Below are 24976 nucleotides of genomic sequence, written 5' to 3'. Positions count from 1 at the left end.
GACCATGACGAATTTTGGCTACACTCTGATGACCGAGCAGAGTGGACCCAAAGACCTTGTCCGCGATGCGATTTCCGCTGAAGAGCGCGGCTTCGACTTCGAGGTCTGCAGCGACCACTTCACGCCGTGGCTGACGTCGCAGGGGCACGCTCCCAACGCCTGGACGGTATTGGGTGCGGTGGCGCACGCCACCGAACGGGTCGACCTCTACACCTACGTGACCTGCCCGACGATGCGATACCACCCCGCGATCGTCGCGCAGCAGGCCGCCACGCTGCAGATCCTCTCCGAGGGCCGGTTCACCCTGGGCCTGGGCAGCGGCGAAAATCTCAACGAGCACGTCGTCGGCAAGGGCTGGCCGACCGTGGAACGTCGCCACGACATGCTGCGCGAGGCCATCAAGATCATCCGCGAACTGTTCGGCGGCGAACTCGTGGACTGGCGGGGCGACTACTTCCAGGTGGACTCCGCGCGGCTGTGGGACACCCCGGACGTCCCCGTCGATATCGCGGTGGCGATCGGCGGCAGGCGGGCGATCGACAAGTTCGTCAAGCTCGTCGACCACTTCGTCGCGGTGGAACCCGACAAGGAACTCGTCGACGCGTGGCACGCCGCCCGCCAGGCCGCCAACGGGACCCAGGCCGGCCGCGTGGTCGGCCAGATACCGGTGGCATGGGACCCCGACCGCGACACGGCCATCAAGCGCGCGCACGACCAGTTCCGCTGGTTCGCCGGGGGCTGGAAGGTGAACGCCGACCTGCCGACGCCGGCCGGGTTCGCCGGGGCCACGCAGTTCGTCCGACCCGAGGACGTCGCCGAGTCCATCCCCTGCGGCCCCGACCTGGACGCGATCGTCGAGGCCGTCAAGCCGTACTGGGAGGCCGGGTTCACCGACGTGGCCCTGGTTCAGATCGGCGGCGAAACGCAGGAACGCTTCCTGTCCGAAGCGGCCGGGTCGTTGCTCGAGGCGCTGCGCGACGCGTCGCGCTGATTCCGTTGTTTGGCTGAAGACCCCCCGGGTATTCGCCCTTGTGCGGCAGCGGATTCGCGCATTCGGCGTGCCCGGCGAGGCGAGGGGATCATTGATGAGCGAACAATCCGGCACAACCACAAGGATTTTGGTGAAGGCGCTGGCCGGGGCGAGCTTCGGGCTGGGGCTCGGCGAGCTGTTGGCGCCCGGCAAAGTCGCCGCCGTCGCCGGGGTCGACGAGACGGCCCGGTCGCGGCGCGTCATCCGGGCGCTGGGCGCCCGTGAATGCGGCCACGGCGCGGCGCTGTTGGCCGGCCCCGCCCGGCTGGTGTGGACGAGGGTGGCCGGCGACGTCCTGGACACGGCGTTGCTGCTGGCCGGGGTCGCCGCCCGCGGTCCCGGGCGGCGCCGTCGGGGCGTGATCACGGCCGCGGCGCTCTCCGGGATCGGCGCGCTCGACCTGTGCGCGGCGCTGCGGACCACGCGGGGCGACGGCCGGCACGCCGGCGGGTCGCGCCACCGCATGGTGCGCGCGGCCGTCACGGTCCGGAAGCCCCCAGAGGCGGTGTACCGGTTCTGGAGCGATGTGCAGAACCTGCCGACGTTCATGCACCACCTGAAGTCGGTGACCGCCAACGGTGACGGCCGTTCGCACTGGGTGGCCAACGCGCCGGCCGGCCAGTCGGTGGAGTGGGACGCGCAGACCACCGAGGACGAGCCCGGCAAGCGGATCGCCTGGCAGTCGTTGCCCGGCTCGGTGGTCGAGAACGGCGGCAGCGTCGAGTTCGCGTCCACACCGGATGGGAGAAGCACCGAGGTGCGGGTGACCATCGGCTATCACCTGCCCGGCGGCGCCTTGGGCAAGGCGGCGCTCACCCTGTTCGGCGAATCGCCCGACCAGCAGGTCAACGACGACCTTCGTCGTTTCAAGCAGATCCTCGAGACGGGCCAGGTGATGCGCTCGGCGGGATCGCCGGAAGGGGCCGCGGCCGGCCGGCAGCTACACCAGCAACCCGCTGCGCCGAACCAAGGAGCCTCCGCATGAAAGCCACCGTCTGGGCGGGCCGCAACACCGTTGAGGTGCAATCGGTTCCGGACCCCAAGATCCTCAACGACCGCGACGCCATCGTGCGTATCACGTCGACCGCGATCTGCGGGTCCGACCTGCACCTGTACGACGGGTACATCCCGACGGTCAAGCGCGGCGACGTGCTCGGGCACGAGTTCATGGGCGAGGTCGTCGAGATCGGCAAGGCGGTTCGGAACCTCGCCGCCGGCGACCGGGTGGTCGTGCCGTTCCCCATCGCCTGCGGCGCCTGCGCGGCGTGCGAGCGCGACCTGTTCTCGCTGTGTGAGAACTCGAACCCGAACGCCGGCATCGCCGAGAAGTTCATGGGCCACTCCCCGGCCGGGCTGTTCGGATATTCCCATATGCTCGGCGGATTCGCGGGCGGCCAGGCCGAATACGCGCGGGTGCCCTTCGCCGACGTGGGCCCGTTGAAGGTCGAGGACGACCTGACCGACGAGCAGGTGCTGTTCCTGTCCGACATCCTTCCGACGGGGTATATGGGCGCCGAGATGTGCGGCATCGCGCCCGGTGACGTGGTGGCCGTGTGGGGCGCCGGCCCGGTGGGCATCTTCGCGATGATGAGCGCCTATTTGCTGGGCGCGTCGAAGGTCGTTGCTGTCGACCGCGTGCCGTATCGGCTCGAACTGGCCCAGCAGGTCGGCGCGGTGCCCGTCAACTTCGAGGAGGCCTCGGTGCTCGAGGAGCTCCAGGACATCACCGCCGGGCGCGGGCCGGACCACTGCATCGACGCGGCCGGCATGGAGGCCCGCAACGGCACGGCCGTGGTGGACGCCTACGACCGGGCCAAGCAGGCGGTGCGGCTGGAAACCGAACGGCCCCACGCGCTTCGGGAAGCGGCGATGAGCTGCCGCAATGGCGGCACCATCTCTATCATCGGCGTGTACGGCGGGCTGATGGACAAGTTCCCCATCGGCGCGGTCATGAACCGGTCACTGACGATCAAGACCGGCCAGTGCCATGTGCAGCACTACATGCGGCCACTGCTCGAGCGAATCCGCAACGGCGACATCGACCCGACGATCATCGTCAGCCATCACCTGTCGCTCGACGAGGCGGCCCACGGCTACGACATCTTCAAGCACAAGCAAGAACGGTGTACGAAAGTCATCCTCAAACCGTGAAACCGGGAGGTCACAATGTCGAATGAGTTACAGGGTAAAAAGATCGCGTTCCTGGCGGCCGACGGCGTCGAGAAGGTGGAGCTCGAACAGCCACGCGAGGCGCTGCAGCAGGCCGGCGCCCAGATCGAGGTGCTGTCCCTGAAGGCCGGTGAGATCCAGGCCCGCAACCACGATCTCGAACCGGCCGGAACCTTCCCCGTCGACCGCGCCGTATCGGACGCATCGGTCGACAAGTTCGACGGCCTGGTGCTACCCGGCGGCACCGTCAACCCGGACAAGCTGCGCATGGACGCCACCGCCGTTTCCTTCGTGCGCGACTTCGTGCGGTCCGGAAAGCCGGTCGCCGCAATCTGTCACGGGCCGTGGACGCTGCTCGAGGCCGGTGTCGCGGCGGGCCGGACCCTGACCTCCTACCCGAGCATCCGCACCGACCTGCGCAACGCCGGAGCCAACGTGGTCGACGAGGAGGTCGTCGTCGACGGCAACCTGATCTCCAGCCGCTCGCCGAAGGACCTGCCCGCCTTCTGCGCCGCCATCGTCAAGCAATTCGCCCACGCCCCTTCGGCTTAGTCGCCGCGGCGCCCGTATTTGCTTCGTTTCAACCCCTGAGTTTGCGGGCATTACCCACGGCAAGCGTTGATCGCCGCGGCGATCTGTCGAAAGGCCTACATTGACCATCACCTATCCCGACCCCGCCGTCTCGGCCGGAGCCAACGTGTATCCGCCGCAAGACGATTCCCGTCTGCTCGTCGACGCCATGCATCAGACGTCGCTGGTCGCCGGACGGCGGGTCCTCGACCTGTGCACCGGGAGCGGGTTCGTGGCCATCGCCGCCACCGAACTGGGCGGCGCCAGGGTGACCGCCTTCGACATCTGTCCGCAGGCCGTGCGTTGCTCGCGGGAGAACGCCGCGCTCGCCGGCGCCGACGTCGACATTCGCGAGGGGACATGGGTCGACGCGCTGGAGTGCGCACCCTTCGACGTCGTCGTGTCCAACCCGCCGTACGTGCCCACGCCGCCCGGCGGCGACACCGAGGTGATCTGCTCGAGCGCCGGCCCGTCGTGGGCCTGGAGCGCCGGGCCGGACGGCCGCATGGTGTTGGATCCCCTGTGCGACGCGGCTCCGAAGCTGATCACCGACGGCGGATCGCTGCTGCTGGTGCACTCGGCGCTCGCCGGCGTCCAGCAGTCGCTGGATCGCCTTAAGTGGGCCGGCATGCAAGCCGAAGTCATTGCCTCCAAATGGATTCCGTTCGGACCGGTGATGACGGCGCGCGCCAAGTGGCTCGAAGACACCGGGCGGATACCCGGCGGACGCCGCGAGGAGGAGCTGGTGGTGATCCGGGCGGACAAGCCGTGACCACCCGCGTACAGGTGGTGGCGGGCGGCCCCGTACTGGTGTCGGGGCCGGTGACGATCGAGATGCCCGACGGTGACGTCGTCGAGTCGGACCGATTCATGGTGGCGATCTGCACGTGCCGCCGCAGCGGCGACTACCCGTTGTGCGACACCAGTCACCGCCGGTGCCGTAACCTCAAAAGCCCTGCGCGCCGGGTCAATCGAGAGGCGTCCGCAGCGACTTCCGACCCTGCCGCCACGACGCCATAAGCCGGTCGGCCAGCCGGTCCTCCACCGCGGCGTGGGCGCGGATCCCGAAGACGACGTCGGCGTCGAGGTGCGGCTCCCGCCCCACCATGTCGGCGACCACTCCGCGCACCACATGCTCGTGCACCGCGTCGGCCTCGACGTGCTCGCTGTAGAACTCGACGCAGGCCGCGGGGGCGGCCATCCTCCGCAGCGCCTGAACCATCCGCTTCGAGCCGGGTGGCGACGTGATCTCCGTCGACGCGAAGTGCCCGATCGCGGCGCCGCGCAGCGAGCGGTGCAGCCCGAACAGCGACATGAGGTTGACCGCCGCCAGCGCCTCGGCGGGCACGGAGTCGAGGTATCCCAGGTAGGCCGGATCGAGGCCGGCGGCCGCGAGCAGATCGGCGAAGAGCTCTTGGTGCAGTCGCGGGCCCTGCCCCGCCCCGTACTCGTCGTACTCGACGGCCACGAACCCCGCCTTGGCCCGGCCCATCAGCCGGGGGATCGCCCAGGCGTGCGGGTCGCCCTCCTTGAGGTGGTAGACCGACCGGTGCACGAAGTACTCGCACATCTGCTGCCACGTCCCGGAGTCCCGCAGAAAATACGACGGTCCCGTCCCGTCCGTCGGCTCGATCGCGATGGCCTCCATTTCGGCCGCCGCGGTGTGATCGGGATCGACGGGCCCGACGTCGCGGCGCACGCCCGCCAAGAACTCGCGCTCCAGTTCGGCGCGCAGCTGCAACAGCGCCGGGTTCCACTCCCATTCCGGGTCGACGCCCGCGAAACCGCGGTAGTGCAACTCGTAGCACATGGAGAGCGCCAGCTGCAGGTCAAGGCCGTAGGGGTCGGAGTCACGAACGGATGCGCCGATGCGGGTGAGCTGGTCGCGCGACGGCGGCCCGGTCAACGCCCGACGGACCGCGGTCGACAGCGGTCCGTGGGCCGCCGGAAGCGCCGGTTCGACCATCGTCGATGCGTGGGTCACGCCGATGACTACCCGCTGTCGGGGTGGGGCAAACGGCGCCGCTCAGGCGTCCGGCAGCTGGAACGTGATGTCGACCGTGGTGCCCGCGGCTGAACTGTCGAGTTCGACGGCGTGACTGATGGCGCGGATCAGCATCAGACCGCGCCCGCCGTTGCCGGGGTTGACCGCCGGCGTCTTCCACGAGCCGGAATCGGTGACGCGCGCGCGCACTTCGCCGCCGGCGAGGTCGACGGCCAGCAACATCGTCCCCGCACCAATGTCGCGGTACGCGTGCTCGACGCAGTTGGTGCACGCCTCGCTCGCCACCAGCACGATGTCCGCGGCGAGATCGTCCGGGACGTCGGCCGTCCGCAGCCAGTCGGCCAGCCGGTGCCGGACGCCTGCCAACTGGTCTGCGGTGGCGGGGCTTTCGATGCGAAGCGGCTGCGGCCGATGCCGGTATATGACCATGGCCACGTCGTCGTCATACCCCGCCGGCGGGGAGAGTTCACGCAGCACCGCGTCCGCGACGGAGTTCAGCGGCAACGTGGTGGTCTGCACCAAAACGTCTGCGGCCCGGCCTAATCCGTCGTCGATGGACTCGTGCTTGCGCTCGACGAGGCCGTCGGTGAACAGCATCAGCGTCGAACCCGGCGGCAGGACCCGGGTCGCCTGCGGGCGCGGCTCGTCGTGGCGCACCGCCAGCGGTACCGACGCGGCGTCCGTCAACAGCCTCGCGGCCGTCCCGGGCCCCGCGAGGACGGCGGGCATGTGCCCGGCGTTGCTGTACTGCAGTACCCCGGACTCGGTGTCCAGCACCGCGAGGAACACCGTGGTGCAGTAGGCGTTCGGGATGAGCGACGCCGCCGAGTCGAGCTGTTCGAGGAGCAGCGCCGGTTCGGCTCCGTTGATGAGCAGCGCGCGCGCCGAGCTGCGCAGCTGACCCATGATCGCGGCGGCCGGCAGCCCGCGACCGACGCAGTCGCCGACCACGATGCCGATCCGGTGATCCCCGATGGGCAGCACGTCATACCAGTCACCGCCGATCTCCAGCGGCGGCACCGCGGGTTCGTAGCGCACCGCGAACCCCGGCGGCGGCTGCACCGGCGGCAGCATCGCGCGCTGCAACGTCAACGACGTCTCGCGGGCGCTCTCGAACTGCCGGACGTGCTGCATGGCCAGGCTGAGATGCCCGGTCAGGACGGTGACCAGCAGCCGGTCCTCCGCGCTGACCCACCGGGGCGAGCGCAGTTCCAGCCAGAGCGCCAGGTCGCCCGCTCCGGACAGCACCGCGACCAGCCCGGCGGCCTTGCCGGGATGCTCGGCGCGTTCGACGACCTTAGCCGTCAGCGGCAGCTGATGCCGGGCGTCGGCGAAGGTGTCCCGCAGCCACGGCTCCAGGCGCCGCCAGCTCGACGCGCCGGGCGCGCCCGCCACCTGGACCGCCGGGTCGCCGTCTCCGCTCGGCCACGAGACCGCGACCACCCGTTGCACATCGATCGCCGCGCTGCACTCGTCCAGCGTGACCGCCAGCAGCTCGTCCACCGTCCTGGCCACCGCCACGGCCGTGGCCAGCCGCAGCACCGCGCTTTCGCGGGCCGCGAAGGCCCGCTCGGCGGTGATGTCGCGGATGGTGCCGACGTAGGCGTTTTGGTCGGTGTCGGCCTCCTTGACCGAGTTGATGCTCACCGCAACCCACGCGAGGTGGCCGTCGCGATGCCGGATCGGCGTCTCGTACGCGGTGGTGCCGTTGAGCTCGACCAGGGCCTGCTGCTGACGCGCGCCGAGCGTGTCGACCAGCCACGGATGCGGCCACCGGTACGGCAGGCCGGCCGCCGGGTAGCCGAGGATGTCGATCAGTGCGCTGTTCATCTCGACCACGGTCCCCTCGTGGTCGGCGACGAAGAAACCCTCCTGCAGCGAATTCACCAGGGCCGTACGGAATTTGTCGCGGTCGGCGAGTCCGTCCGCGCGGGCCCGCTGCTCGGCGTAGCGCTTGGTGCCGTCGAGGAAGCCGCGGGTCGCCACGTCGAGCGGGGCCAGCGTCTGCAGGAGAAACTCCAGCGCCGTCGGCCCGTCGATGCCCGGCCCGGCCGCGAGGTGCTGAACGAGGCTGAAATGGTGCTCGACGATGTCGAGCATGCTGACCTGCTCTTCCAGCGCCCGCCGCCCCAGCTCGTGACCGACGGACAGGCTGTCCTCGTCACGCCCGGCCAGGTAGGCGCGCAGCGCGCCGGCGTAGCTGGTGTTGAAGTCTGCGGCGTCGCTGTCGCGGTCGGTCATGTCGAAACTCCCCGATGGCGGGCGGTCAGCACCATTGCATCGTCGGTCCCCTTGGCATGTCTGCTCAAGAGCTCCGCGGCGATCACCGGCGCCGAGGCCGCAAAGTCGATGTGCCGCAGGTGGTCTTCGGCGATGCCGTCGGTGGCGATGACGATCAGGTCGCCGGCGCGGATGGGAACGACCTGCGCTGGCAGGATCTCCGGGATCCGGTAGCCGACGATGCCCGCGGTGAGGCGGGCGCTGGACCGGACCTGGATTCCGGTCGCGGCCTTGGCGACCAGGTCGGCGGTGACGTTCCCGATCCCCGCCCACGCCAGGGTGCCGGCCGCGAAGTCGACCCGGGCCAGGGTCATGGCCACCCCACGCGTGCCGCCCAGCACCCGATGACAGAGCCCAACGAGCGCCTCCAGCGGCTGGTCCCGCGCGTTCTCGAGCGTGTCGACGGCCCGCAGCGCCGCCGCCGCGGCCTCCGCGCCGTGGCCGAGGCCGTCCATCACACCGAACAGGGCGGCGTCGTCGCCAATGCCGATCGCGATCGTCTGGTCGCCGGAGACGTGCTCGCCCGGCAGCGGGCGGCCCGCGGTCGCCCATTCGATCGGCCCGAGGCGCCCCCCGCGGCTGCCGTTGTCATGCACGAGGCGGGACCCATTTCCACATCTCGACGACCGTGCCCCGGCCCGGCGTGGACTCCACGATCAGCCGATCCATCAGGCGGCGGGCGCCGGGCAGGCCCAGCCCGAGGCCCCGGCCGGTCGAGTAGCCGTCCTCGAGCGCGCGCTCGATGTCGGCGATGCCGGGACCGCCGTCCTCGGCCCGGACCACCAGGGCCTTGCGGCCTTCCTTGTCCGCCACCTCGACCCGGACCGCGCCGCGCCCGGCGTAGCTGGTGATGTTGCGCGCGATCTCCGAGATCGCGGTGGCGATCATCGTGACGTCGGTCAGCGAGAACCCGAGGTCGAGTGCCAGTCGGTGCCCGGCCTTGCGGGCGGCGACGATGTCGTCCGGATTGTTGATGTCGACGACGACGGCGCCGGGGTCACCCGCGTCATCCGCCACCGTCGCGCCCGATCGTCGAATTGCGCTTTCCCAGCTGCCGATTCAGCAGGGCGAGGCCCTCCTCCAGGTCCAGCGCGGTGTTCATGTCGTCGAAGGCCAGACCGAGTTGCACCATGGCGAAGGCCACCTCCGGCTGCAGACCCACGATCACCGTGTCCGCCCCCCGCAACCGCGTCATGTGGGCGATGGTGCGCAGCGACCTGGCCGCGAAGGAATCCATCACGTCGATCGCGGTGACGTCGACGATGATGCCCTGCGCGCGGAACCGGCTGACCTGCTCCATGAGGTCGTAGCGGAGCCGCTCGGTGTCGGAGTCGGACAGGGCGGCCTGAACCGTGGCGATGAGGATCGCGCCCTGTTTCAGGATCGGTACTGGCATGGGGTGACCGCGGTCGTTCTGGCTGTCCGGGCGATCACCCGGTCTGCTCCCCGGTGCGCGTGACCTCATAGCCCAGCAGCCGCTCGGCCTCTTCGATGCCGCCCTGCAGGTCACCGACGGCGTTCATCTTCGACAGGTCCAGCCCGATCGTCACCAGCGTGAGGGCGATCTCGGAGGACAGGCCGGTGATGATGACGCTGGCGCCCATCAGCCCGGACGCGTCCACGGTCTGCACCAGGTGGTTCGCCACCGTGGAGTCGATGGTGGGCACACCCGTGATGTCGATGACCACCACTTTCGCGCGGTTCGCGCGAATCGCGCGCAACAGCTGCTCGGTGACCTGCCGGGCGCGCTGGGAGTCGAGCACGCCGATGATCGGCAGGATCAGCAGCTGCTCGCGCACCTGCAGCACGGGGGTGGAGAGCTCGCGGATCGCCTCCTGCTGCTGGCGGATGATCCGTTCGCGTTCCTGGACGAAGCTGACGCCCACGGTGTTGGCGATGCGGTTGGCGGCCGGTTCGTAGGCGTCGAGCACCCGGTTGAGCATCTCGAAGTCGGTCTGATACTTCTCGAACAGCGAACGGGCGAGCACGTCGCGCAGCAGCAGGACGATGCCGAGCACCTCGTCGGTCTCGACGCCCCGCGGGATGATGCGCTCGGAGAGGTCCCGGGCGTAGGCCTGCAGCGCCTCGACGCTACCGGTCTCGAGCACCTCTACATAGTTGTCGTAGACGGCGGTGGCTTCGGAGAACAGCTCCTCCGGTGTCATCGCGGTGAGCAGCTCCGCCTCGGTGATCCGGCGCGCCCACTCCTCGCGCAGGATCGTTCGGTTCTGCCGCAAATGCTGAACCAGCTGTGGCAACAGGCCTTCGCTGGAAATCACCGTTGGTGTGGCGGTGGCGGTGCTGCTGAAGTCCGACGGCGAATCTGACATCTGGCCTCCTGCCGTGTCCCCCTCGGTGCACAGGTATAGGGGACACTAGTCTGGGCTGTCGCGGGGTGGGTGCTGAGGGCTTATTCTTCTCGCAGTTCGCGCGGCAGGCTAGGCTTGCACCACGCTCGAGGCCCGGACAAAGGATCGCCATTGTCAGCTCCTGATTCGATTACCACGTTGGTCGAGGACCACGCCGGCGTCTCGGTGGTCCGTGTCAGCGGCGAGATCGATTTGGTCACCGCCCCGGCCCTGGAACAGGCGATCGGCGCGGTTGTCGCGGAGAGCCCGGCGGCGCTGGTCATCGACCTCTCCGCGGTGGAGTTCCTGGGCTCGGTGGGGTTGAAGATCCTGGCGGCGACGCACGAGAAACTCGGCACGGCAACCCAGTTCGGGGTGGTGGCCCGCGGCCCCGCGACCAAGCGGCCGATCCACCTGACCGGACTGGACAAGACCTTCCCGTTGTACCCCACGCTCGACGAGGCGCTGACCGCCGTCGGCTGACCGGTTTCCGCGCCCTCGGGTGCGATGATCGGGTGTATGGACGTCGATCATCCGCAAGACGACCAGCGCTGGGATCGCCGCGAGCGGGACGAGACCGAAGTCCAACGGCTGGACCGCAATTGGAACAACCTGCTGCAAGAGCTGCGGGTGGTGCAGACCGGGGTCCAGCTGCTCACGGGTTTCCTGTTGACGCTGCCGTTCCAGCAGCGTTTCGATCTGCTCGACGGGCCCATGCGCCACGTCTACCTCGCGACGGTCGCGCTGTCCGTGGGCGCAACGGTGCTGCTGGTCGCGCCGGTCAGCATCCACCGCCTGCTCTTCCGGCGGCACCGCCTCCAGGTGCTGGTGTCCGCCGCGCACCGGTGCGCCTACGCGGGGCTCACGCTGCTGGGGGCGGCGCTGACCGGGGTGACCGCCGTCGTGTTCGCGGCGGTGGCCGGGGAGCACGCCGCGGTCATCGCCGGGGCGTGCGCACTGGCGTTGTTCACCTTCTTTTGGTGGGTGTTACCTCTTATATTGCGGACCCGCGGTATGTGACGTTCGGTCACCGGCGGGGCGCGAGCGCCGCTATCCGCGTCGACGACAGGTGTTCGAGCAGACCCTGCGGGTCGGCGAAGACCGGGGTCGCCCCGGCCTCCCGCAGTTCGGCCTCGGCGACGCCCCCGCTCCGCACCCCGATGCACGGGAGGTTCGCGCGGGCGGCGGCCTCCGCGTCCCACACGGCGTCGCCGACGAACACGGCATGGTCGGCGTCGACCCCCGCGCGGTCCAGCGCCACCCGCACGATGCCGGGTTCGGGTTTGGCGGTGTCGACGTCGCGCGACGACGTCGTCTCGGAGATGACGTCGTCGCAGTCGAGCACCTTGAGCAGCGCCTCGAGCTCGTCCTCGGGCGCGGAGCTGGCCATCACCACCTGCAGGCCCAGCTCGCTGACGCGCCGAACCAGCTCGCGGGCGCCCGGCAACGGGGTCAGCAACGGGATGAGTTCCCGGTAGACCCGGCTGTGCGCGTCACTGAGCCGTCCCCGCACATCGTCGGGGGCGCCGTCGGTGAGCGTCTTCACCAGCTGGGATCCGTCCATGCCGATGCCGCGGTGGATCCGCCATGCCGAAACCGGGACGCCTTCCTCGTGGAAGGCGCGTTGCCAGGCGTAGACGTGCAGGTAGACGGAATCGACGAGAGTCCCGTCGACGTCGAACAGGACGGCGGGGGCGCCGGGGCCGGGCTTCAGCGGATGCTCCCCGAGTCGGCCCCGAAACGGCCTCGGGCAAGCGGTCGAAGTTTCATCCGCGCGGGATACCCGGTTGGACGGTGCCTGACACCGCCGTTTGACGTATCGGGCGGTAGGCCCTGTTCTCGTATGCCCAGCGTGGCGCCTACAACGTCGCCCTGCCGCCGCAGGACTGACGGCACCCGCGCCCCCTTTTTTGGCGTGTGTGCAGCTTTTATGATTTCTTGCGTGTAGTCCGCGTCAGAACGGGGTAATGCCTGCGCCACGGGTGAGTACAGGGAAGTGCGTCAACCCGCCACTGAGCAGGAAGGAACTCCCATGGCGACTGCAAGCGACTACGACGCACGCCGTGTTTCCGACGACACGCCGGACCGGTCCACGCTGCGCGAGCTGGCGACCCTGCCCGCGACGACCACCGCGGTGGTCGACGAGGACCCCAACGACGTGCACTTCTTCGAACTGCCCGGTGCCGACCTGTCTAGCGAGGAATTGTCGATCACGGTGATTCCCCAGCAGAAGGACGAGTTCACCTGCTCGTGCTGCTTCCTGGTGCAGCACCGCAGCCGGCAGCGGAGCACCAACGCGGGGCTCCCGGTCTGCGCCGACTGCGCGTAGCGGAGCCCGCGCCGGGCCCGGCGCACCTTGACCAACCCGGCGGCCCGTGTTTCTGTCATCAGCGTGGCAGGACTCGCGACTCGCCGGACGGACGCGCCGGCTGCCGCGGGCCGTCCGCCCGGCCTGCCCGCCCCCCGCCCGTTCCGGTCCGTCTGCGCCGTCGCGTACGCGGTCGCCTACCTCGTGGGCGGCGAGCGCCGGATGCTGCGGCTGATCCGGCGCTACGGGCCGATCATGACCATGCCCATCCTGAGCCTGGGCGACGTCGCCATCGTGTCCGACGCCGACCTCGCCAAGCAGGTGTTCACCGCGCCGACCGACGTCCTGCTCGGGGGAGAGGGGGTGGGCCCCGCGGCCGCGATCTACGGGTCCGGCTCGATGTTCGTGCAAGAAGAGCCGGAGCACCTGCGGCGGCGCAAGCTGCTGACGCCGCCGCTGCACGGCGCCGCGCTGAGCAGCTACGTGCCGATCATGCAGAACTCGGCGCGCGCGGCCATGCACAGCTGGCCGGTCGGCCGTCCGTTCGAGATGCTCGAGGCGGCCCGGGCGCTGACGCTCGACGTGATCGTCAGGATCATGTTCGGCGTGGACGAGCCCGGCGAGGTCCGGCGACTGGGCCGGCCGTTCGAGCGGTTGCTGAATCTCGGTGTGTCCGAACAGCTGACGCTTCGCTACGCCCTGCGCCACGCGGGGGCCCTGCGGGTCTGGCCGTCGCGGACCAAGGCGTACAGGGAGATCGATGATCTGTTGATGCCGCTCATCGCCCGCCGCCGCGGTGACCCGCGCCTGGACGAGCGGCTCGACATCCTGTCGCTGCTGATCCGTGCGCGCGGTGAGGGCGGAGAAGCGCTGTCCGACATCGAGATTCGCGACGACGTCATCACCCTGATGCTGGCCGGGCACGAGACCACCGCCACCACGCTGGCGTGGGTCTTCGATCTGTTGCTGCGCCATCCCGACGCGTTGCGGCGCGTCCAGGCCGAGGCGCTGAGCGGGGGCGAGACCTTCACGACCGCGGTCATCAACGAGACGTTGCGGGTGCGCCCGCCCGCTCCGCTCACGGCCCGCGTTGTGGCCCAGCCATTCCCGATCGGTGGATACGTCGTGGACCCGGGCACGCGGATCGTCGTCCACATCATCGCCATCAACCGCGATCCGCACACCTACGAGCATCCGAACGAGTTCCGCCCCGAGCGGTTCCTGGACGCCCGCCCCCAGACGTATGCGTGGGTGCCGTTCGGGGGTGGCGTCAAACGCTGCCTGGGCGCGAGCTTCTCCATGCGGGAGCTCGTCACGGTGTTGCACACGCTGCTGCGCGAGGGGGAGTTCAGCGCGGTGGACGACGAGCCCGAGCGGATCGTGCGGCGCTCCATCATGCTCGCGCCCCGCAACGGCACCCGGCTGCGGTTCCGGCCGCTCAAGCCGTCGCCGTAGCGGCGCGCGCTTCGTCCGCCGGGTTGTCGTACCGCTGCGGTAGCTTCATCCGCGTGGAGAAAGTCCTTGGGTGCCTGCTCGTGGTCGGGCTCGCTCTCCCTTGGTATTTCGCCCAACGGGCGACCGGCAGCGCGGTGGCGGGGTGCGCGGCGGGGCTGGGCGGGCTCGTCGCGGCGGTGGTCGTGCTGCTGTGGTTGTCGGCCCAGCGGGACCGCTTCCGCGTCGCCCGCCAGCGCAGGCGCGACCATCGGCGCGCGCTGGCGGACATGGCAGACGTCGACGAGATGTCGGGCACCGAATTTGAGGGGTTCGTCGCGGCGCAGCTTCGGGCCAGGGGCTGGAGCGTCACGCACACCGGCGGCACCGGCGACTATGGGGTCGACCTCGTCGCCCAGCGGGACGGCACTCGCCTTGCGGTGCAATGCAAGCGGCTGGCCAAGGCGGTCGGGGTGGCCGCCGTGCAGCAGGTGGTTGCCGGGGCGCGGCACCACGGTTGCGACCAGGCGGTCGTGGTGAGCAATCGATCGTTCACCAGGGCGGCCCACCAGCTGGCGATCACCCACCGTTGCCGGCTCGTCGGGCGTGAGCAAGTGCTGATCTGGGCGGGCGCGGTGGCGCCGCTGCCCAGGCGGCGGTTGCAGCCGGACATGGAGGCCTAGGGCTGGCAGCAGGCCGTGCCGCTCTCGGCAGTGTCGTCACCGAAGGTCTCGGAGTCGGACAGGACGGTGTAGACCTCCCACCGCTCGCCGGCGGGGCCGGTGACCCACGCCTTGTCCTGCGTCGCGTAGCAGCAGGTGGTGCCGATCTCCTCGTCGGGGACCAGGTCCTGGTCGGCGAGGCGCGCGATCTCCGCGTGCACCTCGTCGCTCGAGTCCACCTCGACGCCAAGGTGATTGATGGTGCCGCCGTGCCCGGCGTTTTCGATCAGGACTAGCTTCAGCGGCGGGTCGGCGACCGCGAAGTTGGCGTAGCCCGGTTTGACCTTGGTCGGTGCGGTGTCGAAGAGCCTGCGGTAGAACGCGATCGCCTCGTCGAGGTCGTCGACGTTGAGGGCGAGCTGCACACGTGACATGGTTGATCCTCTCTTCGCGTGCGGTTACGGGGTGGTGGCCAGGAGTTCGCTGACCAACGCCTGGACTCTGTCGGCGATGTCGTCGCGGATGGCGCGGACCGCGCCCAGCGGCTGGCCGGCGGGGTCCGGCAGGTTCCAGTCGCGGTACGACACACCGGGAAAGAACGGGCAGGTGTCGCCGCAACCCATCGTGATGACCACGTCACTGGCTTCGACCGCGTCACCGGTCAGGAGCTTCGGGTGGGCGGCGGTGAGGTCGATCCCGACCTCGGCCATGGCGGCGACGGCGGCCGGATTGATCTGATCCGCCGGCTCGGTGCCGGCGGAGCGGACCTCGATGCGATCGCCCGCCAGGTGACTCAGGAGCGCGGCGGCCATCTGCGAGCGGCCGGCGTTGTGCACGCAGACGAAGAGCACGCTCGGCTTGTCGGGGAACAGGCCGGCGCGCAATGACAGGGCGAGGTACACCAGTCCGAGCAGCACGGGCACCTCGATCAGCGGTCCGACCACGCCGGCCAGTGCCTGGCCGGACGTGACGCCGTAGGTGGCGATCGCGACCGCGATGGCCAGTTCGAAGTTGTTGCCGGCGGCGGTGAACGCCAGGGTCGTGGTGCGGGCGTAGCCCAGCCGCAGGGCGTACCCGAGGGCGTAGCCGCCGGCCCACATGATCGCGAAGTACGCCAGCAGCGGCACCGCGATCCGGGCCACGTCCACGGGCCGCGAGGTGATTTGCCTGCCCTGGAGGGCGAACAGGATCACGATGGTGAACAGCAACCCGTAGAGGGCCCACGGGCCGATGCGGGGCAGGAACGTCGACTCGTACCAGGCGCGGCCCTTCACGCGTTCGCCGAGCCGGCGCGACAGGAACCCGGCCAGCAGGGGGATGCCGAGGAAGACGAGCACGGACTTGGCGATCTGCCAGGGGGAGACCTCGATGCCGGCGCGGGGCAGGCCGAGCCAGCCCGGCAGCACCGACAGGTAGAACCAGCCCAGGGCCGCGAACATGACGACCTGGAACAACGAGTTCAGGGCGACCAGCACCGCCGCCGCCTCCCGGTCGCCGCAGGCCAGGTCGTTCCAGATGATGACCATCGCGATGCACCGGGCCAGCCCGACGATGATCAGCCCGGTGCGGTACTCGGGAAGGTCGGGCAGGAACAGCCACGCCAGTGCGAACATCACCGCCGGCCCGACGACCCAGTTCAGCAGCAGCGAGGAGACCATCAGCCTGCGGTCGGTGGCGACCTCGTCGAGCCGGTCGTAGCGTACCTTGGCCAGCACCGGGTACATCATCACCAGGAGGCCGACCGCGATCGGCAGCGAGATGCCCTGCACCTCAACGGCGCTCAGTGCCGACCCGAGGCGGGGCACGAGCCGGCCGAGCAGCAGGCCGCCGGCCATCGCCACGCCGATCCACACCGGCAGGAAACGGTCCGGCGTGGGCAGGCGGGTCGCGGTGTCTTTGGCGGTCACCGACGTCACCGTTCGCCCGGGCCGACGTGAAGGACCGCCGAGAGCTGTTGCAGGGCCGCGGGAATCACCCGGTAGTACACCCACGTGCCCCGACGCTCGCAATCCAGCAGCCCGGCCGAGCGCAGCAGCTTGAGGTGATGCGAGATCGTCGGCTGCGAGACGTCGAACGTCGCCGAGATCTCACAGACGCACGCCTCACCGCCCGGGTGGCTGGCGACGAGGCTCAGCAGGCGCAGGCGCACCGGATCGCCGAGAGCCTTGAACATCGCCGCCAGCCCCGTCGCCTGCGACTCGCTGAGGGCATCGGCCGTCAGCGGTGGGCAACACCCCGTCCCCGCCTGGTTCGACATTCGTCTATATAAACATCCATCGAATCAAGACGCAACAAGAGCAGACATAGACCCTGGGAACTCCCTCTCCGGATTCGCCACCATCCGCGTTTACCACGGGTTAGCGTGTTGCCCCGCCAGACGCGGCTGCACACAATGGGGGCCGAGGTAGGGCCATTACGACGGAAAACAGGCTAGTCATCGTCTGGCGGTTGGGACAGTTATACGGCGGGACGTAGATTGGCTTCACCGACTCGTCGGAGACGGTCAGTGTTTGGCGCGCCGATCGAATTTGTTTAGGAGATGTCGGCACTCGGGCGACCCAGTAGCTTTGAGGTTTTTCGTTTAACGAATCGGAAGGAACGACGGTGCGTCCAATGGATGCTTGCGGACAAGTTTCGAATTGTATTTGGTCCGTGTGCAACCGGTAATGGGGTTACATGGTGGAATATCGCCAACGATCTTATGACTAAGTGATGCCTTCGAGTTTCGTCAGTTCTAGTTGCGGTGCCCCGCGCAGAATTGATCTTAGCTGGGAAGAGGTTGAGCCGACGCGGTCCGGCTCCTTTCCGCGTGTTTGCCGGGAGACGAAGTTTCCAGCAGAAAAGTCAAGAACTCGAATCCGTTGTTTCAGCCGGGCGCCCGAGAACTGGCTCAAATCGAGCATGTATGCTTCGTATCGGTGACCGGCTGAGTGAGGATCAGACACTCCTGCATCCACCAAATGGATTAATCGAACGTCCATCAGGTCGGTTAGCAAACTATACCAAATCGGATTGTCCTCTTTGTCACGAAAGCTGACCAGGAAGTAAGTGTACGAGGATGTCTCCAGACAAAACTTACGCACCACTTTGAGGGTGTCAAGCGTCTTTTGAGCGGCTCCGGGATTCGAGGCCATATCCTCTTCGAGTTCGTTAATCTTGGTGGCAGCGGCGTCGCCGGCTGCCTGATTAACCTCCTGAACCCCGACCTGCCGGGCGCCTGGGCGTTGCTGAGCGCGTGTCAATGCACTTGCTGCCAGCACAAGATAATCGCGAGGTACGGCCCCAGACGCCAAAACAAGACGGTCAAGGCCAGTCCGGGAGTAAATCTGTGACAACGAGGATATTCCCACCCGCTTGCCATAGCCGGCTAGTACGGTTTCGAGGAAGTCCTGGGCCTGCCGCGGATCCTGCAACGTGACATCCAGATCGATAATTTCAGCGTCTTGGCCTGTCTGCAGTCCGGTCGGCGGTGAGTTTAACCACCAACGTGTTAGGTGCTTGATAGAAGCGACTTTGAGCCAGACTTGCGAATCACGCGTAATCCCGTGAAGCATGTCAAGTATCTGGGGCTGGGCGTTTCGGCTGACGTAGTAGAAGTCGTCTAAGAAAACAAATATTCTTGAAGACGTGAGATCGAGCTGGTGAGCAATTGCGTCTTGCACTCGGGGGATCAGTAATTCGACTTCTCTTGCGGAGTTCGATTCTTTGTCTAGCAGGGTCAAGATTCGATTATGGACTTTCGATAGTGTAATCGCTGCAGGGTTGTTTACGCTTAATTGACGAGCAGCTATTAGGCTGCTGAGAATTTTATCAAGGGTATATAAAACAACTCGTTGGGGTTCTTCGTGTCGATATGTCTGAATATTAATCCACGCTGTTACCGCGCCTGCCGACTCGATATTTCTTCTCGCCTCCACAAGGAGCGCCGTCTTTCCGGCGCCGCGGCGTCCGAATATCAAGTGATGGCGTGCGGCTGTGACGGCAGACAAGCTCGCGCGGGCATTTGGTACATAGCCAAGGCTCGGCTCCGCGGCGGATACCCTAGACCTTGCGCTCACCAGACTGACAAGCTCTGAAATGCGTTGATCGGCCAGGTTCTTTACTGACGTCCTTGATTTGTCGGCCTCGGTAAGTTCTAGACTCGCCACGCGAAAGACAACAAAACACTGTTGGCCGGGTGACGAAAGTTGTAACTCAAGGGCCTCAGATAGCTCCGAGGCGCATGCGAGGTCGTCCCGTGCCACGAATACTATGTAATTACGTTCATTCGGGTAATCTTTAATCTGCACGTCTAGCGCAGAGATGCCAGCCTCGTCGATTAAAAATTTATTGATAAACCTGCGTGCAGACTGTGTATCGAAATTGATCATACGTGCGCACATCCCTTGCTGCTTAGATAGAAGCGGCAATCGCCAACAAATATATTAGCTATCGGCTGAAGGTTCAATGCAATCGCTTTGAAGTGGGCCGCTGACTGTGGGTAAGGATCGTAGTCCGCTTCATTGCGCCAAAGGCGCGCGCTTTTCAGTTCGTTAGACCGAATGGAGGAATTTGGGAAATCGGATGGCACAGAGCTGAATAATTTGGTGTGGTCTTGGCAATCATCACCACCGACGTGAAAATACGAGACTGCCCGCATGCTGTGGTACATCGAGTAGTAGTATCGTCCAATAACTGTGCGCCAGTCGAGGCCTCGTGACCGTGATTTTCTCAGTCGGTTGGCGACTTCGAGGAAATGCTCACCCAGGACAAGCCTATCCGCAGCTGCGCGATGAGTTAAGTCGGTGATACTAGTTCCGAAGGTGCTCGCTAGGTTCTCGCCCTCAGCGAAGTGACTAAGCACCCGCTTATCGGATTTGCTGATCCGCAGGAGCCGCTGTTGTTGGGGCGTGGTAACCATCGGCGGATCTTGGTGCCATCTCTAGAGTCGCGAGCGGTCGCTGGATGCGGCGGTTCTGTCACGGGGCCGCAAGCGACACTTAGGTGAACGAGGATGAGACTACAACAGTGCCGGCGCCACTCAAGGCGGTTGGCGAGTTCGCGTGCTCTTGGTGCAGATGTTCGCCTGGGCCTGCGATTTCGCCCGGGCTCAAGGAGGCGGGGCGCTCATCAGACCTGCTTGCACACGCCTACCTTCTGGCCAGCTCGCAGGCGCGGTGACAATTACGACGCTTTCAGCGACCATCTGCGCCAGCCGTCAACCTGAAGGCCATTCAGACGATGCTTGGCCACGCCTCGGCCGCGCCGACTTAGCCACCTATGCCGACCAGTTCGCGGATGGCCTGGACTTGGGGTTAGCGGTTCTGGACGACCTCGAACAAGGTCCTCGCAACCTGCCGCGGGAATCGAGCGAAAGTAAGGCCCGGAACTCGAAAACGAGTCAGGGCCCTCTCGCTCTAGCTGCAACATTGCGAGTCGGGGTGGCGGGATTCGAACCCACGGCCTCTTCGTCCCGAACGAAGCGCGCTACCAAGCTGCGCCACACCCCGCTTGAAGCTCCGACAGCCTATCGCACCCGCCCGGCGGCTCACCAAATCGCGGTGTCTTCGGCTCACGCCCAGGTGCAGGACCGCTCGAATTCGACCAGAGCCTCGGCGTGCTCTCCCGGGTCGAGGCCCTGCGCGCTCACCCAGTCGTCGCTGAAGTAGGTGTCGGTGTAGCGGTCGCCGCTGTCGGCGATCACCGTCACCACCGACCCGCTGCGGCCGTCGGCGACCATCTCGGCGAGCAGGCCGAAGGCGCCCCACAGGTTCGTGCCCGTCGACGGGCCGACCCGCCGGCCCAGGACGGCGCTGACGTGGCGCGCGGCGGCGATGGAGGCCGCGTCGGGGACCGCGACCATGCGGTCGACCACGCCGGGCAGAAACGACGGCTCCACCCGCGGCCGCCCGATGCCCTCGATGCGCGACGACACCGGCATCACGATGTCGTACCGCCGCTGGGTATAGGCGGAATAGAACGCGGAGTTCTCCGGGTCGACCACGCACAACCGGGTCGCGTGCCGCCGGTAGCGGATGTACCGGCCGATCGTCGCGCTGGTGCCCCCGGTGCCGGCGCCCACCACGATCCAGTCGGGGATCGGGTAGCGCTCGTCGCGCATCTGCTGGTAGATCGACTCGGCGATGTTGTTGTTACCGCGCCAGTCGGTGGCGCGCTCGGCGTTGGTGAACTGGTCCAGGTAGTGGCCGCCGGTCTCGTCGGCGACTCGCTGCGCCTCCGCGTACACCTGGCTCGAGTCCGCGACGAAATGGCAACGGCCGCCCTGCGACTCGATCAGCGCGACCTTTGCGGTGCTGGTCGCCGCCGGCATCACGGCGACGAACGGCAGGCCGAGCAGGGCCGCGAAGTAGGCCTCGGAGACCGCCGTCGATCCCGACGACGCCTCGACGACGGTGGTGTGTTCCCCGATCCAGCCGTTGCACAGGGCATAGAGGAAGAGGGAGCGCGCCAGCCGGTGTTTGAGGCTGCCCGTGATGTGTGTGGACTCGTCCTTGAGGTACAGCGCGACGTCGGCGTCGGAGCACCACGCCGACGGCAGCGGGTAGCGGAGCAGGTGCGTGTCGGCGCTGCGGCGGGCGTCGGCCTGGATGAGCCGGATCGCGTCGTCGGTCCAGGCCCGGTGCGTCAACGCACCGAGGCGGTCGGCTGCGAACGGGTCAGATCGCTGACCGAGTCCCGCCCGCCCATCGGCGCCGCGATCAGGGTCAAAAGCGTCGCCTCGGGCCGGCAGCAGAACCGCACAGGCGCAAACGGCGACGTCCCGATCCCGGCCGAGACGTGCAGCTGCATGTCGGCCCCCCAGCGCGACGGCCCCTTCGCCCGCGAGCGGTCCAGGCCACAGTTGGTCACCAGCGCGCCGTACAGCGGCAGGCAGACCTGGCCGCCGTGCGTGTGACCGGCCATCACCAGCTGGTAGCCGTCGGCGGCGAACCGATCCAGCACCCGCGGCTCGGGCGAATGGGTCAGCCCCAGCCGCAGGTTCGCGGCCGGGCTGGCCGGGCCGGCGATCGTGTCGTACCGGTCACGGTGGATGTGCGGGTCGTCCACGCCCGCGGCCGCGACGTGCAGGCCGGCCACCTCGAACTCGCGGCGCGTGTGAGTGAGGTCGAGCCAGCCGCGCTCGGTGAACGCCGCCCGCAGGTCCTGCCACGGCAGCGCCCCACCGCGGACGCGGTGCGACGGGTTTGTCACGTAGTTCAACGGGTTCTTCAGGCGCGGCCCGAAGTAGTCGTTGCTGCCGAACACGAACACGCCGGGCCGCGACAGGAGGTCGCCCAGGGCCTGGACGACCGAGGGCACCGCCTTGGGGTGGGCCAGGTTGTCGCCGGTGTTGACCACCAGGTCGGGCTCCCAGCCGGACAGCTCGCGCAGCCACGCCTGCTTGCGGCGCTGGTTTGGCGTCATGTGGAGATCGCTGATGTGCAGCACGCGCAGCGGCGTCGAACCCGGCGTCAGCACGGGCATGGTGATCTCGCGCAGCACGAAGGCGTTGCGCTCCACGAGCGAGGCGTAACCGATCCCGGCTACGGCCGAACCGACCGCGGCGGCACCGGTACGAATCAGAATGGGCAAAACTTCAGCCATGCAGGAAGCGTACTGCCGGTCGGGGACTCGCAGCGCATTCCGCGCGTCGACGGCGCCGCAACGCCTACGGGGGCGGCTGACCGGGCGGCGGGGGAGGCGCCAGCAACGGGATGGTGATCGGCGGCAGGCCGGGAATCTCCACCACCTGCGACCCGATCGGCGCCGGCAAACCTTCCGGCGGCGGGGGCGGCGCGGGCGGGATGCCGTTGCTCACCTGGATCGTGATGATCGAGCCCGGAATCGTCTGGCCGCTGGGCGTGGTGCCCACGACCTCGCCCATCTCCGCGCTGCTGTTGACCGAGTTGGTCTGGTCCGCGACCTGGAAGCCCGCGTCCTTGAGCCGCTGGCGGGCCGCGTCCACCTTCAACCCCGCCACGCTGGGGACCCGCGACCCGGGTGACCCGTCGACGTACCGCGGGTCGGTGGGCGGCAACGCCACCGGGCCAAAGTTGAGGGCGATCGGCTTCATGGCGGTGAACCAGGTGCGCGCCGGCTCGTTACCGCCGTAGAGGTCGCCCTCGCCGCAGTGCCGCAGGGGCGCGGAGCACAGGTCGGTCGGGTTGGGCGAGTCGTCGTAGATGTAGTTCGCCGCCGCGTAGTGGCTGGTGAAGCCCACGAAGCCCGACGAGCGGTGCGCCTCGGTGGTGCCCGTCTTACCGGACACCGGCAGGTCCCAGCCCGCGGCGCCGGCCGAACCCGCGGCCGTGCCGCCGCCCACCGCGTCCTTGCTCATCGCGTTCGCCAGCGTGTTGGCCAGGCCTTCGGGCACCACCTGGTCGCAGGTCTCGGTGGTGACGGCGACCTCGTTGCCGTTCCGGTCGATGAGCTTGTCGATCGGGTTCGGGGGGCACCACACGCCGCCGGAGGCCAACGTCGCCGCGACGTTCGAGAGCTCCAGCGCGTTCACCTCGATGGGGCCGAGCGTGAAGGACCCGATGTTCTGCCGCTTGACGAAGTCGGCCAGGCTCTCGTTGCTGTCGGGGTTGTATGTCCGCGCGGTGCCGGGGTCGGCGTAGGAGCGCAGGCCGAGCTTGATGGCCATGTCGACCGTGCGCTGAACGCCGACCTGCTGGATCAGTTTGGCGAACGCAGTGTTGGGCGAGGTCGCCAGCGCGTCGGTCACGTTCATCGAGCCGCGGTAGTTACCGGCGTTGACGACGCACCAGGTGTCCTTGGGGCAGCCCTTGGCCCCGCCACTGCCCATGCCTTTGGCCTGGAATCGGCCGGGCACCTCGAGCGTGGCGTTGGTGCCCATGCCCATGTCCAGCGCGGCGGCCGTCGTGAAGATCTTGAAGACCGAGCCGGCGCCGTCGCCGACCAGCGAGAACGGCTGCGGGCGCATGGTTTCGCCGGCGTCGAGGTTCAGGCCGTAGGTGCGGTTGCTGGCCATCGCCATCACCTTGTGCGACGTCTTACCGGGCTGAATCACGCTCATGACGCTGGAGATGCCGGGCAGGGTTGGGCTGGCGAACTTGTCGATGGCCGCCTTGACCGGGATCTGGACGTCGGGGTCCAGCGTGGTGCGGATCAGGTAGCCGCCGCGGGCCACCTGCTCCTTGCTGATCCCGGCGCGCGACAGGTATTCCTGCACGTAATCGCAGAAGAAGGCTCGGTCGCCCGCGGCGATGCAGCCGCGTGGGAGTTCGTTGGGCTGCGGCAGCACCCCCAGGGGCGTGGCCTTGGCGGCGCGCAGTGCGTCGGCCTCCTGGGGCAGGTTCTCGATCATCGTGTCCAGCACCAGGTTCCGCCGGGCCAGGGCGCCGTCGGGGTTGGTGTAGGGGTTGAGCGCGCTGGTCGACTGCACCATGCCCGCCAGCAGCGCCGCCTGCTGCCAGTTCAGGTCGGACGCATTGATGCCGAAGTACGTCTGGGCGGCGTCCTGCACACCGAACGAGCCGTTGCCGAACGAAACCAGGTTGAGGTAGCGGGTCAGGATCTCGGGCTTGGTGAACGTCTTGTCGAGCGTGAGCGCCATCCGGATCTCGCGCAGCTTGCGGGCGGGGGTGGTCTCGACGGCCGCGCGCTTCTCGGCGTCGGTCTTCGCCGTGACCAGCAACTGATAGTTCTTGATGTACTGCTGCTCGATGGTGGAGCCGCCGCGGGTGTCGACGTCCCCGCGCGCGTACCCGGCCAGGCCCGTCAGCGTGCCCTTCCAGTCCACCCCGTTGTGGTCGGCGAACCGCTTGTCCTCGATGGACACGATCGCCAGCTTCATCGTGTTGGCGATCTTGTCGCTGGGCACCTCGAAGCGGCGCTGCGAGTAAAGCCAGGCGATGGTGTTGCCCTTCGTGTCCACCATGGTGGACACGGCGGGAATCTCGCCCTGCAGGAGCTGGGCCGATCCGTTGGCCACCACCTCGGAGGCGCGGTTGGACATGAGCCCGAGCCCCCCGGCGAGCGGGAACATCAGCGCCGTTGCCACCACACTGGCCAACAGGCAGCACCCCGCAAGCTTGAGGATCGTTAGCGCGGCCGGGGGGCGGTCTGACATGGGTACTAGAGTAGCGGCCTCGCGACACGCCGCCGGGCGACGACTTTTTCGAAAGCCGCCGCCGGGCCTGACCAGCCAACTTATGATCGCTGCGGGCC

At 67.9% G+C, this 24976-nt stretch carries 25 protein-coding genes and 1 tRNA gene; 11 read left to right on the top strand and 15 right to left on the bottom strand.

Annotation, left to right across the window (positions count from 1 at the left end; genetic code table 11):
- The first annotated feature begins 4 nt into the window (after positions 1-4).
- From SKC42_RS11800 to SKC42_RS11775, 6 genes are all read left to right on the top strand, one after another.
- Positions 5-991 carry an LLM class F420-dependent oxidoreductase gene (locus tag SKC42_RS11800; protein ID WP_330964474.1) on the top strand — a complete coding sequence of 329 codons (987 nt, stop codon included), beginning with the start codon at positions 5-7 and terminating at the stop codon, positions 989-991.
- 94 nt (positions 992-1085) lie between these two features.
- Complete coding sequence (locus SKC42_RS11795) at positions 1086-2015, top strand: SRPBCC family protein (protein WP_330964473.1); 930 nt, start codon at positions 1086-1088, stop codon at positions 2013-2015.
- On the top strand, positions 2012-3181 hold the full coding sequence (locus SKC42_RS11790) for a zinc-dependent alcohol dehydrogenase (RefSeq protein WP_330964472.1): 1170 nt from the start codon (positions 2012-2014) through the stop codon (positions 3179-3181). Before SKC42_RS11795 ends, SKC42_RS11790 begins: the two co-directional genes overlap by 4 nt.
- Before the next feature lie 15 nt (positions 3182-3196).
- The gene (locus SKC42_RS11785; RefSeq protein WP_330964471.1) at positions 3197-3751 is read left to right on the top strand and encodes a type 1 glutamine amidotransferase domain-containing protein; all 555 of its coding nucleotides are present in this window, start codon (positions 3197-3199) and stop codon (positions 3749-3751) included.
- A 100-nt stretch (positions 3752-3851) separates the two neighbouring features.
- Positions 3852-4541: a HemK2/MTQ2 family protein methyltransferase gene (locus tag SKC42_RS11780; protein WP_330964470.1), complete on the top strand. Its 690-nt coding sequence runs from the start codon at positions 3852-3854 to the stop codon at positions 4539-4541.
- Positions 4542-4603: 62 nt separating this feature from the next.
- Positions 4604-4789, top strand: a complete 186-nt coding sequence (locus SKC42_RS11775; RefSeq protein WP_330964557.1) for a CDGSH iron-sulfur domain-containing protein — start codon at positions 4604-4606, stop codon at positions 4787-4789.
- Here the strand turns inward: SKC42_RS11775 and SKC42_RS11770 are convergent.
- Genes SKC42_RS11770 through SKC42_RS11745 form a run of 6 tightly spaced genes read right to left on the bottom strand, consistent with a single transcriptional unit; the run spans position 4737 to position 10384 of the window.
- A complete protein-coding gene (locus tag SKC42_RS11770; RefSeq protein ID WP_330964556.1) occupies positions 4737-5735 on the bottom strand; it encodes an iron-containing redox enzyme family protein in 999 nt (332 codons plus the stop codon). The genes SKC42_RS11775 and SKC42_RS11770 overlap by 53 nt on opposite strands.
- Before the next feature lie 60 nt (positions 5736-5795).
- A complete protein-coding gene (locus SKC42_RS11765; RefSeq protein WP_330964469.1) occupies positions 5796-8015 on the bottom strand; it encodes a SpoIIE family protein phosphatase in 2220 nt (739 codons plus the stop codon).
- Positions 8012-8584: a SpoIIE family protein phosphatase gene (locus SKC42_RS11760; protein ID WP_330964555.1), complete on the bottom strand. Its 573-nt coding sequence runs from the start codon at positions 8582-8584 to the stop codon at positions 8012-8014. The genes SKC42_RS11765 and SKC42_RS11760 overlap by 4 nt, the downstream gene beginning before the upstream one ends.
- Positions 8585-8642: 58 nt before the next feature.
- A complete protein-coding gene (locus SKC42_RS11755; protein WP_330964468.1) occupies positions 8643-9071 on the bottom strand; it encodes an ATP-binding protein in 429 nt (142 codons plus the stop codon).
- Positions 9061-9450 carry an STAS domain-containing protein gene (locus SKC42_RS11750; protein ID WP_085255216.1) on the bottom strand — a complete coding sequence of 130 codons (390 nt, stop codon included), beginning with the start codon at positions 9448-9450 and terminating at the stop codon, positions 9061-9063. Before SKC42_RS11750 ends, SKC42_RS11755 begins: the two co-directional genes overlap by 11 nt.
- Positions 9451-9484: 34 nt before the next feature.
- Complete coding sequence (locus SKC42_RS11745) at positions 9485-10384, bottom strand: STAS domain-containing protein (RefSeq protein ID WP_085255217.1); 900 nt, start codon at positions 10382-10384, stop codon at positions 9485-9487.
- Positions 10385-10534: 150 nt separating this feature from the next.
- On the opposite strand from SKC42_RS11745, the gene SKC42_RS11740 reads away from it, so the two are divergent.
- Both SKC42_RS11740 and SKC42_RS11735 read left to right on the top strand, forming a co-directional pair.
- The gene (locus SKC42_RS11740) at positions 10535-10885 is read left to right on the top strand and encodes an STAS domain-containing protein (protein WP_330964467.1); all 351 of its coding nucleotides are present in this window, start codon (positions 10535-10537) and stop codon (positions 10883-10885) included.
- Positions 10886-10921: 36 nt separating this feature from the next.
- The gene (locus SKC42_RS11735) at positions 10922-11422 is read left to right on the top strand and encodes a DUF6328 family protein (RefSeq protein WP_330964466.1); all 501 of its coding nucleotides are present in this window, start codon (positions 10922-10924) and stop codon (positions 11420-11422) included.
- A gap of 7 nt (positions 11423-11429) precedes the next feature.
- On the opposite strand, the gene SKC42_RS11730 is transcribed toward SKC42_RS11735, so the two are convergent.
- Positions 11430-12116, bottom strand: a complete 687-nt coding sequence (locus SKC42_RS11730; RefSeq protein ID WP_330964554.1) for an HAD family hydrolase — start codon at positions 12114-12116, stop codon at positions 11430-11432.
- Positions 12117-12434: 318 nt separating this feature from the next.
- On the opposite strand from SKC42_RS11730, the gene SKC42_RS11725 reads away from it, so the two are divergent.
- From SKC42_RS11725 to SKC42_RS11715, 3 genes are read left to right on the top strand one after another with little or no spacing between them, the layout of a single operon-like run.
- On the top strand, positions 12435-12731 hold the full coding sequence (locus tag SKC42_RS11725; protein ID WP_330964465.1) for a DUF4193 domain-containing protein: 297 nt from the start codon (positions 12435-12437) through the stop codon (positions 12729-12731).
- Between the two features lie 27 nt (positions 12732-12758).
- Entirely contained in the window at positions 12759-14165 is a 1407-nt protein-coding gene (locus SKC42_RS11720) for a cytochrome P450 (RefSeq protein WP_330964464.1), read from the top strand.
- 53 nt (positions 14166-14218) lie between these two features.
- On the top strand, positions 14219-14824 hold the full coding sequence (locus SKC42_RS11715) for a restriction endonuclease (RefSeq protein ID WP_330964463.1): 606 nt from the start codon (positions 14219-14221) through the stop codon (positions 14822-14824).
- On the opposite strand, the gene SKC42_RS11710 is transcribed toward SKC42_RS11715, so the two are convergent.
- The 8 genes from SKC42_RS11710 to ponA2 form a co-directional block, all read right to left on the bottom strand.
- Positions 14821-15237: an ArsI/CadI family heavy metal resistance metalloenzyme gene (locus SKC42_RS11710; RefSeq protein WP_330964462.1), complete on the bottom strand. Its 417-nt coding sequence runs from the start codon at positions 15235-15237 to the stop codon at positions 14821-14823. The two genes, SKC42_RS11715 and SKC42_RS11710, sit on opposite strands and share 4 nt — an antisense overlap.
- Before the next feature lie 24 nt (positions 15238-15261).
- Positions 15262-16719, bottom strand: a complete 1458-nt coding sequence (gene arsB, locus SKC42_RS11705) for an ACR3 family arsenite efflux transporter (protein ID WP_442932099.1) — start codon at positions 16717-16719, stop codon at positions 15262-15264.
- Positions 16716-17060: an ArsR/SmtB family transcription factor gene (locus tag SKC42_RS11700; RefSeq protein ID WP_330964460.1), complete on the bottom strand. Its 345-nt coding sequence runs from the start codon at positions 17058-17060 to the stop codon at positions 16716-16718. The genes arsB and SKC42_RS11700 overlap by 4 nt, the downstream gene beginning before the upstream one ends.
- 448 nt (positions 17061-17508) lie before the next feature.
- The gene (locus tag SKC42_RS11695) at positions 17509-19173 is read right to left on the bottom strand and encodes a hypothetical protein (protein ID WP_330964459.1); all 1665 of its coding nucleotides are present in this window, start codon (positions 19171-19173) and stop codon (positions 17509-17511) included.
- Positions 19174-20218: 1045 nt separating this feature from the next.
- A tRNA-Pro gene (locus SKC42_RS11690) sits at positions 20219-20292 on the bottom strand.
- A gap of 62 nt (positions 20293-20354) precedes the next feature.
- Complete coding sequence (locus SKC42_RS11685; protein WP_330964458.1) at positions 20355-21431, bottom strand: PLP-dependent cysteine synthase family protein; 1077 nt, start codon at positions 21429-21431, stop codon at positions 20355-20357.
- Positions 21428-22387 (bottom strand): metallophosphoesterase, encoded by a 960-nt coding sequence (locus SKC42_RS11680; RefSeq protein WP_330964457.1) that lies wholly within the window; start codon positions 22385-22387, stop codon positions 21428-21430. Before SKC42_RS11680 ends, SKC42_RS11685 begins: the two co-directional genes overlap by 4 nt.
- Positions 22388-22451: 64 nt before the next feature.
- Entirely contained in the window at positions 22452-24878 is a 2427-nt protein-coding gene (gene ponA2, locus SKC42_RS11675; protein ID WP_330964456.1) for a transglycosylase/D,D-transpeptidase PonA2, read from the bottom strand.
- Between the last annotated feature and the right edge of the window lie 98 nt (positions 24879-24976).

Source organism: Mycobacterium sp. 050134 (genome assembly GCF_036409085.1).
Lineage (GTDB): Bacteria > Actinomycetota > Actinomycetes > Mycobacteriales > Mycobacteriaceae > Mycobacterium.
This window is presented reverse-complemented; position numbering and strand designations above follow the sequence as displayed.